The organism is Actinobaculum suis, from assembly GCF_900102025.1.
Classification (GTDB): domain Bacteria; phylum Actinomycetota; class Actinomycetes; order Actinomycetales; family Actinomycetaceae; genus Actinobaculum; species Actinobaculum suis.
This window is the reverse complement of sequence record NZ_FNAU01000002.1, coordinates 75,013-88,655: the sequence shown is the minus strand read 5'-3', so window position 1 is coordinate 88,655 and position 13,643 is coordinate 75,013. Positions and strand designations below refer to the sequence as shown.

Annotated in this window: 12 protein-coding genes; 8 read left to right on the top strand and 4 right to left on the bottom strand. The window is 52.6% G+C overall.

Annotated features, from left to right (window positions below):
* Positions 1 to 835 precede the first annotated feature (835 nt).
* From rpmH to BLT47_RS01475, 8 genes are all read left to right on the top strand, one after another.
* Entirely contained in the window at positions 836 to 976 is a 141-nt protein-coding gene (gene rpmH / locus BLT47_RS01515) for a 50S ribosomal protein L34 (RefSeq protein WP_074660967.1), read from the top strand.
* Positions 977 to 1,357, top strand: a complete 381-nt coding sequence (gene rnpA / locus BLT47_RS01510; protein ID WP_074660965.1) for a ribonuclease P protein component — start codon at positions 977 to 979, stop codon at positions 1,355 to 1,357. It begins immediately after the preceding gene.
* Positions 1,357 to 1,683: a membrane protein insertion efficiency factor YidD gene (gene yidD / locus BLT47_RS01505; RefSeq protein ID WP_049619686.1), complete on the top strand. Its 327-nt coding sequence runs from the start codon at positions 1,357 to 1,359 to the stop codon at positions 1,681 to 1,683. The genes rnpA and yidD overlap by 1 nt, the downstream gene beginning before the upstream one ends.
* Before the next feature lie 10 nt (positions 1,684 to 1,693).
* Positions 1,694 to 2,905, top strand: a complete 1,212-nt coding sequence (yidC, locus tag BLT47_RS01500; protein ID WP_074660963.1) for a membrane protein insertase YidC — start codon at positions 1,694 to 1,696, stop codon at positions 2,903 to 2,905.
* Between the two features lie 429 nt (positions 2,906 to 3,334).
* Positions 3,335 to 3,931, top strand: coding sequence for a Jag family protein (locus BLT47_RS01495; protein WP_049619684.1), 597 nt, complete (start codon positions 3,335 to 3,337; stop codon positions 3,929 to 3,931).
* A 1,021-nt stretch (positions 3,932 to 4,952) separates the two neighbouring features.
* Entirely contained in the window at positions 4,953 to 5,744 is a 792-nt protein-coding gene (rsmG, locus tag BLT47_RS01490) for a 16S rRNA (guanine(527)-N(7))-methyltransferase RsmG (RefSeq protein ID WP_256332494.1), read from the top strand.
* Between the two features lie 671 nt (positions 5,745 to 6,415).
* Positions 6,416 to 7,366 (top strand): ParA family protein, encoded by a 951-nt coding sequence (locus tag BLT47_RS01480; protein WP_074661156.1) that lies wholly within the window; start codon positions 6,416 to 6,418, stop codon positions 7,364 to 7,366.
* A 5-nt stretch (positions 7,367 to 7,371) separates the two neighbouring features.
* Positions 7,372 to 8,829 (top strand): ParB/RepB/Spo0J family partition protein, encoded by a 1,458-nt coding sequence (locus BLT47_RS01475; RefSeq protein ID WP_074660959.1) that lies wholly within the window; start codon positions 7,372 to 7,374, stop codon positions 8,827 to 8,829.
* A 153-nt stretch (positions 8,830 to 8,982) separates the two neighbouring features.
* On the opposite strand, the gene BLT47_RS01470 is transcribed toward BLT47_RS01475, so the two are convergent.
* The 4 genes from BLT47_RS01470 to trxB form a co-directional block, all read right to left on the bottom strand.
* Positions 8,983 to 10,026 (bottom strand): D-alanine--D-alanine ligase family protein, encoded by a 1,044-nt coding sequence (locus BLT47_RS01470; RefSeq protein WP_065414692.1) that lies wholly within the window; start codon positions 10,024 to 10,026, stop codon positions 8,983 to 8,985.
* A 73-nt stretch (positions 10,027 to 10,099) separates the two neighbouring features.
* Positions 10,100 to 11,374, bottom strand: coding sequence for an aminotransferase-like domain-containing protein (locus BLT47_RS01465; RefSeq protein WP_074660957.1), 1,275 nt, complete (start codon positions 11,372 to 11,374; stop codon positions 10,100 to 10,102).
* A gap of 525 nt (positions 11,375 to 11,899) precedes the next feature.
* Complete coding sequence (locus BLT47_RS01460) at positions 11,900 to 12,493, bottom strand: hypothetical protein (protein ID WP_074660955.1); 594 nt, start codon at positions 12,491 to 12,493, stop codon at positions 11,900 to 11,902.
* Between the two features lie 13 nt (positions 12,494 to 12,506).
* Positions 12,507 to 13,460 (bottom strand): thioredoxin-disulfide reductase, encoded by a 954-nt coding sequence (gene trxB / locus BLT47_RS01455; RefSeq protein WP_074660953.1) that lies wholly within the window; start codon positions 13,458 to 13,460, stop codon positions 12,507 to 12,509.
* Positions 13,461 to 13,643 lie beyond the last annotated feature (183 nt).

Below are 13,643 nucleotides of genomic sequence, written 5' to 3'. Positions count from 1 at the left end.
GGACGATAAATCAGGCACCCGCGGATTTTTCGACGGCACCTGTGGTGCTACGAAAGCACACGGGCAACGCACGAGCTAAATACCAGCTACTTGCACGCTAGTTACAAGCCAGTTGCAAGCGTGTTACAAGCAGGTTGCACGCCAGTTGCCGCGGGATGCGAAAACTGTGAAACAGGGCGCCCACCGCAGTAAGGCGAGCGGATCCTTGGAGGATTTTATCCACGGCTAGCGGCCCTCATACTAGGACCTGTGGATAACTTCCCGAAAGTTTCCACCCCTCTCAAAACGGCGTAAATACAGGACTTTGCGCAGATTTACGCGAGCTGGGCCCGGTTTCTGTGGATTCATGGTAGGTCATTCCGCGCGAATCTGCGAGTGAGTTATCCACAGGTCTGTCCACACCTGTGGAAATTACATGCGTGTGTTTTAGTTTGCGTTTGCGTAAACGACGCCGAAAGATCGGCGTCTGCGCGCAATCCACATCTGTGCACACAGAAAAAAGTGAGATGCGCGGAGCGGAATTTTGCGGCGAGCCGCAGTATTGGAAAATCTCAAGAAAGTGAAACGCGGTAAGCGTGGGTGGTGAATTGCGGTAAAGGAACCGCGCCGCCAAGCCGTTAGATCTCTGTGAGATCACGGTCACCGCGGGACCGAAATCATTGACCAGAAGGGCAAATAACACGTAAAGTCGATTAGTCCGTGCATAGGTGTAACTATGCGCATTGTAAGTTTCATGCGAACTTTGACGCGGCGATGCTCTCGAGAGTGCTCAGATTTTCTGAGATAACAGGGCCCCGCCGGGGTAAAGCTCGCCGTCAGATTTGGGAGGATCACCGTGAGTACAAAGCGGACGTTCCAGCCGAATAACCGTCACCGTTCCAAGGTTCACGGTTTCCGCAAGCGTATGCGTACCCGCGCCGGCCGCGCCGTTATTGCGGCCCGCCGTCGTAAGGGCCGCGCCAGGCTAACCGCTTAAATGCTGAGCTCCGATCACCGTATGCGGAGATCGGAAGATTTCGCAGCGGCATTTTCGGGAGTACGCGGGAATTCTCGCCGGTTGCAAGTAGCAATCGGGGAGAATCACGCCGCAGATGAGATAACCGGCCCTCACCCTGTGCGGGTCGGTTTTGCGGTATCTAAAAAGGTTGGGAACTCAGTTGTACGCCATCGCCTTACGCGTCAACTACGGCACATAGTGCGAGAGAAGCTGGGGGAACTGAACGACGGCGAATGCGTCGTCGTACGCGCCTTTCCCGCCGCAAATGGCAGCACGTATGCGCAGCTCACCGCAGATTTTGACCGCGCACTCCACCGTGCCCGGAAGCAACAAACCGGGCAAAGAACGAGGCGAAACTAATGAACGGGGCAATAGGGCGCGCACTCATCCGCGTTATAAGGTGGTATCAGCGCAATATTTCAGCCGCTAATCCGCCGCGTTGCCGCTATGCCCCCACTTGTAGTGCCTACGCTATAGAGTGCTTGCAAGTACACGGAGCGTTAAAGGGTACACTCTTAAGTATCTGGCGCCTGCTACGGTGCAACCCTTTCACTAAGGGCGGCGTAGATCGGGTACCAGCTAAAGGTGAGTGGCCGCGCCGGCCGCTCGATCACGATGAACTCATCGAGCTTTATAAGAAGGAAGATGCCGATTTATCCGCGCAGGCGGAACGGGCAGAACGCTAGGAGATAACGCGTGGATACAATCCTTAGCCCATTCATGTGGGTTATCTCGTGGGTCCTCTACGGGATTCATAAGGGACTTGTTGCAATTGGAATGGCCGACGGGTCCGGCCCAGCCTGGGTGCTTTCCATTATCGGTTTGACGGTCGTGGTACGACTGGTCATTCTTCCTCTGTACAACCGGCAGATTAAGGCAAGCCGATCTACCCAGATCTTGCAACCAAAAATGATGAAGATCCGGGAGAAATACAAGAACAAGAAGGATACGATCTCCCAGCAGCGGCAGGCGGAAGAGATTCAGGCCCTATACCGCAAGCACGGGGTATCGCCAATGGCTTCCTGTTGGCCGATGCTCGTACAAATGCCGATCCTGTTCTCTCTATTCCGTGTGCTATACAAGTTCCCGATGATTGCATCGGGCGAGCATGCCGCAATTGGGCCGCTGGATGCCAGCCTTGCTGATGATTTCTTGAATTCGACTTTCTTCGGCGCGCCAATGTCTGCCTCCTTCGCGATGGCAAACAAAGCCCCGGGATATTCGCCGGTAACCATTCGAGTAGTGGCCGGGATTCTCGTGGTAGTAATGTGCCTTTCCATGTTCTGGACCCAACGCCAGTTGCTAACGAAGAATATGCCGGAGCATAAAGAAGGCGAAGACGAAGGCAACCCGGCGCTGCGGATGCAGAAGTACATGCTGTACGGTATGCCGCTCATTTACGTGTTCTCCGGTTATGCCTTCCCGGTGGGCGTGCTGATTTATTGGTGCGCAGGCAACCTGTGGAACATGGGCCAGCAAGCTTGGTTTATTCGCAATAACCCGACCCCAGGTTCGAAAGCTTATCGCCAGCGCGAAGAACGTTTGGCACGCGCACGGCGCCGCAAGGGCCTCAAGGAAGAGGGACTTTCGGAAGAAGAAATCGAAGAATTGGAGCAGAAGAGCGCGGCCGGCGGGCAGCGCAAACAGCCGATGAGTAAGGCGCGCGCGAAGAAGGCGGGCGTTACCGATCGCTTTGCCGCCGGAGGTCTGGAAACCGAAGAAGGCGGGGAAACGGAAGACGCTGCACTTGAAGAATCTGCCTCGGCAGACGCGGATAACGCCGAAAGTGATGGAGAAGTTCGCGGCAAGGACGGACTGACGGACGAAGAGCGGGCGCGCAAGCGCTACGAACGCCGGCAAGCCGAACGTGCCCGCGCTAAGTCGAAGCGGAAGAAGCGGCGCCGCTAAGCCGCCGATAAGAAGCGATGGCTTTCTAGACTGGGCCAGATAGTAATAATGGCAGTGGTGGAAGTAAGTGGCGGTTTCGGTGGTGGGACTCTTGGCAGTGCCTAGCCCGTGCCAGTGGCGGGACTGTTCGCGGCTCCGCGGCCGTGCATTGCGGGATCTTGCGCTACGGACACTACGGTCTGGAAGTTTCTTTGCCCCGGGGCGGCGCAGGTGCGTAAGCTGGCGCGGAATGCAGGCACGAATGCGTGCCGTTTCGGGAGTGCCGAGTCGGTGTTTGGGAGTAACGGACGATTGGGACCGAAAGATAATCGGTGCCAAACATGTATGAGATACACCGGTAGTAGCACGTAGCGCGAGAATCCGGCGTCGATATAGAAGTAAAATTTAACGAGAACTATCGCGGAATATAGACCGAAGAAAGGTAAGACAATGAGTGAAGTACCTGCGAAGGAACCGAATCTAGATAAGGAAGGCGATTTAGCCGCAGACTATCTGGAGGAACTGCTTGATATTGCCGATTTGGATGGCGATATTGAGATTTCCGTGGATCGGGACCGGGCAACGGTAGCTATTGTTACCGAGGGGGAAGCGGATTCGCGGCTGCGCCGGCTCATTGGTAAGCATGGCGAGGGTGTGAATGCTCTGCAGAGTTTGACCCGGTTGGCCGTGCAGCAACAAACCGGGGAACGCTCCCGCCTCATGGTTGATATTGCTGGATATCGGCAGGAGCGGCGCGAGAAGGTTTCGGAGCTTGCGGAACAAGCTATCCAAGAAGTAATCGATACCGGTGACGAGATTGAACTCGACCCGATGAACCCCTTCGAACGCAAAGTGGTTCACGACGCCGTTGCGGCAGCCGGACTTCTCTCAGATTCTGAAGGATACGGTTCGCACCGCCACGTCGTTATCAAGCCTGCTGATGATGAATACGGCGAATATGAGATCGTCTCGGATGAAGATGATGACGAATATGACGACTACGACGAGCACGAAGATAGTGCCGCCAGTGCAGAAAGCGCCGACTAAGCATACGAGCAAAATCACGCGCTGAAAGCAGCATCCAACACTAAAAAGCAGCGTTCGGCACTAAAGGGCCATATTTGGCACTTTAGTGCGGTGTTTGGCGCTAAAGGGCGGTTTTTGGCGCTTTAGGGCAGTATTCGGCACTAAAGGGTGGTATTCGGCGCTAAAAAAGAGGTATTTGGCGCTAAAAAGTAGATAGTAAAACTCGAGCGCGCACCTAAACGAGAATGCGCCAAGCGACTGTGTGTAAATAAGTGGGCAACTACGGTACGTAGCTTTCAGCAACGCTATCGAAGCACTGCACAGTTATCCGGAATAGACGGAGACGAATTTAGTGAGAGCCTCCCGCGAAAAGATATAACTAGGATATGTTTCGCGGGAGCTGCGAACTTATATCTGGGCAGGTCTTTGTTTTGCGGGTTGATTCCTGTGTTGCGCGGCTGTACTTGCGACGACGCGAGGCGAATAGGAAGCGATCCGATGTCCGAGCATCCGCAATTTACTTGTTCATTCGGCAGCTTCGTGGATGAATAGGTAAGTTTTCGCGAGAAAATCGCTACACGGCCGAATTCATGTAGGCATCTCTGCGGCTAGGAAGCATGCCTTGATAAACCTTTGCGCGCATGTTCGCGACGAAAGTGCGGTTCTAGAGCAAATTTGGTCCCGCCTTAATGTTGGGAATGTTTCACGTGAAACATTGGGCGGACCTAAGGAAATCTAAAGCTGTCCTAGCCGGGAACAACTAGTTGCCGGTCGGCAATAACTTGGCCGTTATTTGGCAAGTGCCCGTAGTAAACGGTTGATAGCCGGTAACAAGCGTTTGATAATCCGTAACAAGCGGTTGTTAGTCTGTAAAACTACTTGGGAGCCGGGAATCGGAAAGTTCCGGATCTTCATAAAAATAAACTCACCACGGTAATGAATAACCCCTAGACTCATCATAGGGATGTTTCGAAGTTGCGTATGTGCTCCGTTTCTGCCCGATGCTCTATCAGAAAATGCAACCATACGGAAAGGTCACGGCGTGAAGACCGAAGATTTTGATCCGGAAAAAAATGCCGACAGCGGAGAAGAGAATGAATCGGGAGAATCGAAAACCCAGATTCGCGCACGTGCGGATCCCTTCGGTGACGGTCCCGCGGCAAGGAATGAAACTAGATCACAGCATGACGATAGACCGAGTGCGAACTCGGTTGAAGTTCCTCCAGAAGGAGGATTAGAACACTTTGGTGATGAAGCTTGGTTGCGATTGTTGGCCTTTGCTGGATTACTCGAAGAAGAAGGGGAGAAGCGTGGGCTAATCGGACCTCGCGAACTCGAAAGACTCTGGGAACGTCATATTCTAAACTCGACCGTCCTCGATGAATTTATCCCTAATAAGGCGAGCGTTGCTGATGTGGGATCAGGTGCAGGTTTTCCCGGCATAGTTCTCGCGATTCAACGTCCCGACTGTAATGTAGTGCTCGTCGAATCAATGGAGCGCCGTGTGGAATGGCTGCAGTTTGTCACGGCGGAGTTGGCTCTAGATAATGTTCGCGTTAAAGCGTGCCGAGCTGAAGATCTTCATGGGAAACAAACTTATGACATTGTGACTGCGCGTGCGGTGGCGGCATTAAAGAAACTCACACGAATCACGCTACCGCTGGTTAAACCGGGAGGCTCACTACTTGCCTTGAAGGGTAAGAAAGCCGAACAAGAAATTCGAGAGGCGATTCCTCAGCTGAAAAAAGAGGGAGCCGCCTGGGCTGATATATATGATCGCAAGCCTTTCGGCACCCAGGAAGTAACTCGTATTCTTGAAGTGGCGAAGAAGTAGCTGTTTTCGTAGCGAATGGATAATTGGGAATCAATCACTCTGGGCCTCTGAATGTTTCACGTGAAACATTAGGAAGCCCAGAGTGAACCGTATCTGCACGCGACGCGCTCGATTCGAGCTGCTCTGTGTAATGTGAACACTCTTAGGTGCCTTAACCTCACGCGATTCGAAATGTTTCACGTGAAACATTTCGTCACTCTAATGAACTACCTGTTATCCAAAAACGCTTCCTTATATAATCTTCGCGCGAAAACGTCCGAGAGGGAACGGGAATGGCTAAACGAGCAGCGGGAAGTTGAACTGGTCGGAGCTATCTATTCTGCTTCCGAGCGCAAGATACGGGAGGCTGGAAGTCATATCTCATCAGGAATGTTTCACGTGAAACATTTCGTCAGACTACTATTGGTCAAGTATCTTGGTTTTGTCCGCGCTCACGAATAACACCATAGTCCTAGCAACAGATTTCTTTGCGTCCTATTTCGTAAAGTACCTGTGGAAAGTCCCGGACGTCGAGTTGAAACCCTCCTGGAAATCCGTACTGTGGTGAAGGGAAGATGTGAGGCAGGTATGTAAAAGCTGTGCCGTCCCTTATATGTGGGATTGACTCAGGAATGTCTGTGCTTGAGTGTCGTTGGGCGTCGATAGACTTAGGGAAGGCCAGGGAGGTGCTCATGAGTGATCCGAGGAAGAAGGTTCGTGTGTCTTCAGAGCAAAATGGTAAACACGCATTTTGGGACGGTTGGTCAGGTGACGACACTCCTGTAGGGGCAGCTCTTGCTCGGGATATGGCCCGTTTGGAGAGTGCTACGGAAGATAATTGGAAGAGACCGAAGCAGACCCGAATTATTGCCGTCGCGAATCAGAAGGGTGGAGTTGGAAAAACTACTTCTGTTACAAATCTTGCGGCGGCCATGGCAAAAGCTGGCCTCAATGTTTTAGTAATAGATGCCGACCCGCAGGGGAATGCGTCTACCGCCCTAGGATGCGCGCCGGAAACACGCGGTAATTCCTTGTACCACGCGCTGATGGGCAAGATTTCGCTCAAGGACATCGTCAAGCAAAACGACAAACTGTCCCGGCTCAAGGTGGTGCCAGCAACGATCGAATTATCCGCCCTTGATATGCAAATTGCGGCAGAACCAGATCGACTAACTAGGCTCAGCGATGTATTGCAGGAGTATCTCAAATACGCCGAATCTCAAGGGCTTCACTATGACTATGTGTTTATTGACTGCCCACCTTCTATGGGGTTAATCCCACTGAACGCCCTTGTTGCTGCCGGGGAGGTTTTGATTCCGGTGCAGGCAGAGTATTACGCCCTGGAAGGTCTGGCACAACTGCGCGAAACTATCGAAATGGCACGGTCTTCAGCAAATCCAGATCTACGCATCAGCACAATCCTCATTACCATGTATGACGGCCGCACCCGACTTTCGCAAGATGTGGCACAAAATGTGCGCGAATACTTCCCGAAGCAAACACTTGATACAGAAATACCACGAAATGTGACAGCAGCGGAGTCACCTTCCTTTGGTCAAACCGTGGTTACATATGACGAGAGATCATCTGCGGCAATCGCATACACGAGCGCGGCGCACGAGATTACTGAGAGAGCTGATTAGGAGAGATGGCTAAACAGAAACGACGTGGTCTAGGCGCCGGGCTCGGCGCGCTTATCCCAGAATCGCAAAAAGAAGCAACTAATAGCCCAATCGATGTTTTCTTCGGTGGAACACCACATGCACCAAAAGCAGTAGACAAAGGAGAAGCTCAGACTAAACAGGCTCCGGGGGAGGGAAATGTTTCACGTGAAACATTGCCACCTTCGAAGGAAGTAGTTGGAACAGCCTCATTGCGGGATGACTCCCCGACCGCGCGGACTGAAACAGAATCAACGACACCAAAGACTAGCTCCGAAAATAAAGCTTCTGCCAGGAAGGCAGCACCAAAGGGGCCGAAGCTTTCTGCTAAAGCTACGACCAAAGTCGCGAATGAGGCACCCGTAGAAACACAGGACGCAATTAAGCAAAAAACTAGGGTATCTGCTAAACCCAAGAAACAGACTCCAGTGGAGGAGGCAAAGCTTGATGTCGAGGAAACCACTTTGCCGGAGGAGGTCTCTTCCAATCAAGTAGCTGATAAAGGCGCAACGGGTCCTGTTACTACGGATCGAGAACCAGGCCTGGGAGTAGATAAGGACGTTGATTCGGACGATCTGGTTCCGGTTCCTGGTGCAACTTTCGCGGAGATTCCGCTCGAACAGATTGTTGCTAATAGAGCCCAGCCCCGGCAGTACTTCGATGAAGAGGAACTAGAGGAATTAGCAGACTCTATTTCTCAAGTTGGAGTCTTGCAGCCAATCGTGGTTCGCCCGCTTACAGAGCCTTTGGAAGATAATCCAGCTGCCCGTTATGAACTCATTATGGGGGAGCGGCGCTGGCGCGCATCGCAGAAAGCGGGCTTAGATTCGATTCCTGCAATTGTTAGGCGCACACAGGAAGATGATCTGCTGCGGGATGCGCTTCTTGAGAATTTGCATCGTGTACAACTTAATCCATTGGAAGAGGCGGCTGCGTACCAGCAGCTCATCGAGGATTTCGGATGGACTCAGGAAGAGCTATCGCGGAAGATATCAAAGTCGCGGCCGGTTATTACGAACACCCTGCGGCTTTTGCGTCTACCAGCACTAGTCCAGAAGAGGGTAGCGGCAGGTGTTCTTTCCGCTGGGCATGCACGAGCATTGCTAGGCCTAGCAGATCCCGCTGATATGGAGATTTTGGCACAAAGGATTGTGGCCGAGAATCTATCCGTTCGCCAGGTGGAAGAAATCGTGGCGATGGGAATTGATAAGCAGGAGAAAAAACCGCGGACGCGCCGCCGGGCCGGCCGTTATCAGGCTGAGCTCAACACCCTGGCCGGCCATCTATCTGACCGCTTCGAAACGAAGGTCAAAGTGCGCTTTGGTCAAAATAAGGGATCAATGACAATCGATTTTGCGGACATTGATGACCTCAATCGCATACTCGAAGTACTAGCCCCCGGCGAAGCTTCACTCATTGTTGAAGAGCCGGAAAGCGAATCCTGATCTGTAATTACAAAAAATCTCCCGGGAGAAGGCCATAAGTTCTTCTCCCGGGAGATTTTTATTCAGTACTGATACAAGGTCTCGAGTTCTAATACGGTAGCGGTCCCTTAGAACAAGAAAATCGATGCTTGGCGGGCGGGCGTATTAGAACACCTAATCGGCCGCCTTGGCAACTGAATCCGCATTGTCTGTGGCAACCGGCTGTGCCATATCTTTAGGTGCAGCCGGATCTGTACAACCATTCGCTCGATTCGCCGCGGTACGCAGAATTTGCAGGTAAATGTCTTCTACGGGAACCTGTAGTTCACGTGAAAACGCTTCTACAGCTTGAGGAAGTAGAGAAGTCTCTGTCATACCGGGTGCAACATTGGCGTCAATAATAATTGGCTGTGAATCGGAGACAATCATATCTATACGAGATATATCCCGGAGCCGCAAAACCTGATGTGCCCGAATAGCAGCTTCCTTTGCCGAGTCAATAACGGCTTCAGGTAGGCGAGCTGGAATGAAGTATTCGGCACGGCCGGCGTTGTAGCGAGCATCGTAATCGTAGGGACCATCTGTGTCTATTTCGACTGGCGGGAGGGCAATGACTTCGCCGTCGAGCTCCAAAACCGAAACTGCAATCTCAGTTCCTTCCACGTAGGATTCGACGTGCGCGGCCTCCCCGTATGCGAAGCAGTCAACCATCGCGCGTGGAAGATCCGCTTCATGTGAAACAATCGAAACCCCAAGTGCAGACCCGCCGAGATTCGGCTTTACAACGAGGGGAAAACCAATCTTCGAGCCGAGCAGATCGAGAATAGGCGCAACCCCGATCTCCCGGAAAAGCTTCTCCGGGAATGTTACCGACCAGGGAACCTGCAAGCCTGCATGCCGCAAAGTAGATTGCGCCCCGGCCTTAGATGAAGCGGTGCGAGCCGCATTCGCTGTGGAGCCCACGAAAGTGTATCCGGCGAGTGAAAGCAGATCTTGTAAGGCCCCATCTTCGCCCGTGGTGCCATGCACAAGTGGCCACACAACATCAGGATTCATAGAATCTAGTCGCTGCAAAAGGGAAGCATCCACATCCAAAACTTTGGCGTTCATACCGGCCTCACGCAATAGGCTGGCTACGCGCCTTCCTGAGCTCAGCGAGACATCTCGTTCATGAGTGAGCCCGCCAGCCAAAATAGCTACCGTTAGTACCTTGCTCATTATTTTGTCATCCTTTGTAATTCGTACCCAAGTGATCGGACTCCTCATCGGTGAGGTTCCGCGCCCGTTATTGCTAGTTTTGGTCAGAACCTATTCCGAACATATCAACGAGTTCCGCTTCGGCGGACACAACTTCTCCGAGCCGGCGCACACCCTCGGTGATTTCTTCCGGCGTGGGGTAGCAGAAGGAAAGCCGCATATGATCGCCGCCCTGGCCGTCTGCATAGAAGGCGGTACCAGAAACATAAGCAACCAGATTTGTTACCGCACGCGGGAGCATATCCTTCGCGTCAAGTCCTTCAGGTAAACCGACCCACGTGTAGAAACCGCCGACCGGTTTGTTCCACGTGCACATCGGCATGTATCTTTCGAGCGCATCTTGCATCGCTGCACCACGCTCTGCGTACTGTGCGCGATACTTTTCGATTTGGTCGTACCAATCATATGTGCGTAGATATTCAGCAATAACTAGCTGACCAAAAGTAGTAGGGCACAAAATCGCGTTCTCATTGGCGAGGGTGATGCGTGCAGAAACGGCGGGCGGTGCATAGGCCCAGCCTACACGGAATCCGGGTGCGAAAGTCTTCGAGAAGGAGCCGAGATAGACGACGCCGTCTGGATTAAAAGTCTGCAAGGAGGGCAAAGGATCACCATTGAAACCAAGCAAACCATAGGGGTTATCTTCGACAATTAAAACGTGATGGCGTTTGCATATCTCGGCAATGATCGGTCGTCTCTCAGCGCTGAGTACAACCCCGGCAGGATTGTGGAAATTCGGGATGGTATACAGGAATTTTATGGGTCTCCCTGCTTTTTCAAGCTCCCTAATTGTCTCTTCGAGGTTTTCTGGGATAAGGCCATGCTCATCCATACCCACATGAATTACATTTGCTTGATAAGCGCGGAAGGTCCCTAAGGCGCCCACATATGAAGGTGCCTCCGCTAGAACCACATCACCGGGATTAATGAAAATCTCGGAAATTAGATCGAGTGCTTGCTGGCTCCCTGTGGTTACCGTAATGTCATCCGGATGTCCACGCACGCCATCTGGGCGCATGACCTCAACGATCATTTCCCGGAGTTCTTCTTCACCCTGGCCGCCGCCATATTGAAGAATCTTTGTGCCGCGTTCACTCACGAGTCGTCCGATCATCTCGGACAAGAAATCGATGGGGAGTCCGCTAATATTTGGCATCCCGCCGGCAAGCGAAACAACTTCGGGCCGGTTTGCTACGGCGAATAATTGCCGCACTTCTGATTGGCGCATCCCCAAGGCGCGGTCTGCATACACGCTATACCAAGGGTCGAGGCGTGTACCGTGCGCAGATAGATCCTGTCGCTCGCTCATTGTGTCCTTTCTTGATGACCTGGAGAAAGTGTGCCACCACCTGAAGTGGATGGCGGCATTTTCCCGGGTGTCGCGCTCAATAAAGCGCGAATCACTTAACATTATCCACTCTCGCGTGGGGTGCGCGAGGTCTAATGACGATTCGTCTTCTTTTGTACAGGATGGGATTTTCTTTTAGGCAGATAAGGACTAACTCCCAGGATTCTTCGTGTATTTCGAGGCAAGTATCTGGAACTTTCCAGAGCCGTGCAGAATGTGCGACCGAAATGTTTCACGTGAAACATTTCGGGGGAGTGGGAGTGATGCGTAGGCGGCATCTTCATTCGTGCCTATGACTAGTTCGGATTATCGAGGCAAAAAGATGAAGGTTGGCAAGAATGTTTCACGTGAAACATTAGGGCTTTCTACGGGCCGAACTTGTAGAGGGAGTGCGTTGAGAATCGCGCGGCTTTAAAAAACAGTGAGCGAAGATTTTAGCTAGAAATGTTTTACGTGAAACATTTCCGTGTGGGGATAGGGCCCGCTCTACCAGGCTACGGGCTCGCCATCCATACCATCGAAGCATTGGAGAAGCTTTTGCCTAATCTTGAGTTTTGGCACTTGGCCTTCGAAGCGTGCATATTCGACGCCACATGGTTCCTCCTGGTTCTCTCGCTGCCCTAGCTCTTTTAAGTCCTCTTGCGCTTCGTGTTCTTCCCGTCCGTAAGGTTCTTCCCACTCAAGAATCAGAACCGGCAAAAATGCCAAATGCGGTTCGAAGGTATTAATATCCCGCGAGCTTCTTTCAAGTAAAGGTCGCCCGTTTTTCTCGAAAGTGCCTGGTGGAGCTGTTGCTGCGTCGCTCTCTGCCCACCCCAAGGCTTTGAGTTGCGGTGCACTAAAAGAAAGGTCGAGCGAATCTTGGGGGAGGAAACCCTGCGGTTTTATCTGTTCGGTGGCGTCCAATATCTTGCCCAGCAAGGGAAGTTCCGGTCTGGCCTTATGGGTCTTCAATAAAACTTCGGTAAAAATTCGGAGCATAGATGCTGTGGATGGCACCCACTTCGCACTCACGAAGGTTAAAATCCACCCGCCTACGGAGTCAGTTTTCTGCTGATCGGTAGGCGGGTGAGTTTTCATAAGGTTGCTTGTCCTATTCGGCGCTACTGTCTAGATCGGCTAGGTACCGTTCGGCGTCGAGCGCGGCCCGGCATCCCGTACCCGCAGCTGAAATTGCCTGCCGGTAATGCTTATCTACCACATCGCCGCAGGCAAACACTCCAGGAACGGAAGTGGTGGTATGCGGTTCATCCACGCAAATGTACCCTTCGGCGTCGAGCTTGATTTGATCGCCAAGTACGGCAGTACGTGGTTCGTGACCGATAGCTACAAATAGCGCAGAAACCGGGAGATCTTCAGTTTCACCAGTGACCGTATCCCGCAGTACCAAGTTGTTCATGGAACCGCCTTCTTCACCTTGGATATCGGCAACTTGCCGGTTCCAATGTATCTGCACCTTCGGATCGGCTTGTAGGCGGTCTGCCATAATCTTTGAAGCACGCAATTCATCGCGGCGATGGATAACGTGAACCGTGGAAGCGAAACGGGTGAGGAAGAGGGCCTCGGTAACGGCTGAGTCACCACCACCGACGACTGCTACTTCCTTACCCTTAAAGAAAAAGCCGTCGCAGGTGGCGCAGTAGGAAACACCGCGCGCCGCATACGTAGTCTCGCCTTCCAAGCCAAGTTTTTTGTAGGCGGAGCCGAGTGCCAAAATAACTGTCCGCGCCTGGAATTCTGACTCTTCGGTGCGGATGGTCTTCACGGGGCCTTCTAGTTCTAGCTCGATTGCGTCGTCATATTCGACTTCCGCGCCGAATTTTTCGGCCTGTTCTTGCATGCGTCCCATAAGATCGGGACCTTGCACGCCTTCGGGAAAGCCCGGGAAGTTCTCCACTTCGGTGGTGGTCATGAGCGCGCCGCCCGCATCGATGGCACCCGCAATCACCAGCGGTTTCAGCCCGGCGCGGGCAGCATACATGGCTGCCGTCCAGCCGGCTGGGCCGGAGCCCACAACGATCACATCGCGAATGTTATTATCTGCCATTTTCCCTTACCTTGACCTCGTAACTGGCTAACAAGTCTAAGTGATTGAAGGATAAACGGCCAGGGTGAAAACTACACCTCTCCGCCACTTGCCTTCACACACTTCTGAAAACTTCCCGGAGTAACGGTCACGTTCAGTGTCCTACTGCTACCGGGCAGGTTCCCGCCGGAGTCGTTTTAGGAG

What these genes read in the sequence shown, in the direction of transcription:
- BLT47_RS01475 (WP_074660959.1), top strand. Translation starts at nt 7,372, where the DNA reads ATGGCTAAACAGAAACGACGTGGTCTAGGCGCCGGGCTCGGCGCGCTT.
- BLT47_RS01480 (WP_074661156.1), top strand. Translation starts at nt 6,416, where the DNA reads ATGAGTGATCCGAGGAAGAAGGTTCGTGTGTCTTCAGAGCAAAATGGT.
- BLT47_RS01470 (WP_065414692.1), bottom strand. Translation starts at nt 10,026, where the DNA reads ATGAGCAAGGTACTAACGGTAGCTATTTTGGCTGGCGGGCTCACTCAT.
- yidD (WP_049619686.1), top strand. Translation starts at nt 1,357, where the DNA reads ATGAACGGGGCAATAGGGCGCGCACTCATCCGCGTTATAAGGTGGTAT.
- BLT47_RS01495 (WP_049619684.1), top strand. Translation starts at nt 3,335, where the DNA reads ATGAGTGAAGTACCTGCGAAGGAACCGAATCTAGATAAGGAAGGCGAT.
- BLT47_RS01460 (WP_074660955.1), bottom strand. Translation starts at nt 12,493, where the DNA reads ATGAAAACTCACCCGCCTACCGATCAGCAGAAAACTGACTCCGTAGGC.
- rnpA (WP_074660965.1), top strand. Translation starts at nt 977, where the DNA reads ATGCTGAGCTCCGATCACCGTATGCGGAGATCGGAAGATTTCGCAGCG.
- BLT47_RS01465 (WP_074660957.1), bottom strand. Translation starts at nt 11,374, where the DNA reads ATGAGCGAGCGACAGGATCTATCTGCGCACGGTACACGCCTCGACCCT.
- trxB (WP_074660953.1), bottom strand. Translation starts at nt 13,460, where the DNA reads ATGGCAGATAATAACATTCGCGATGTGATCGTTGTGGGCTCCGGCCCA.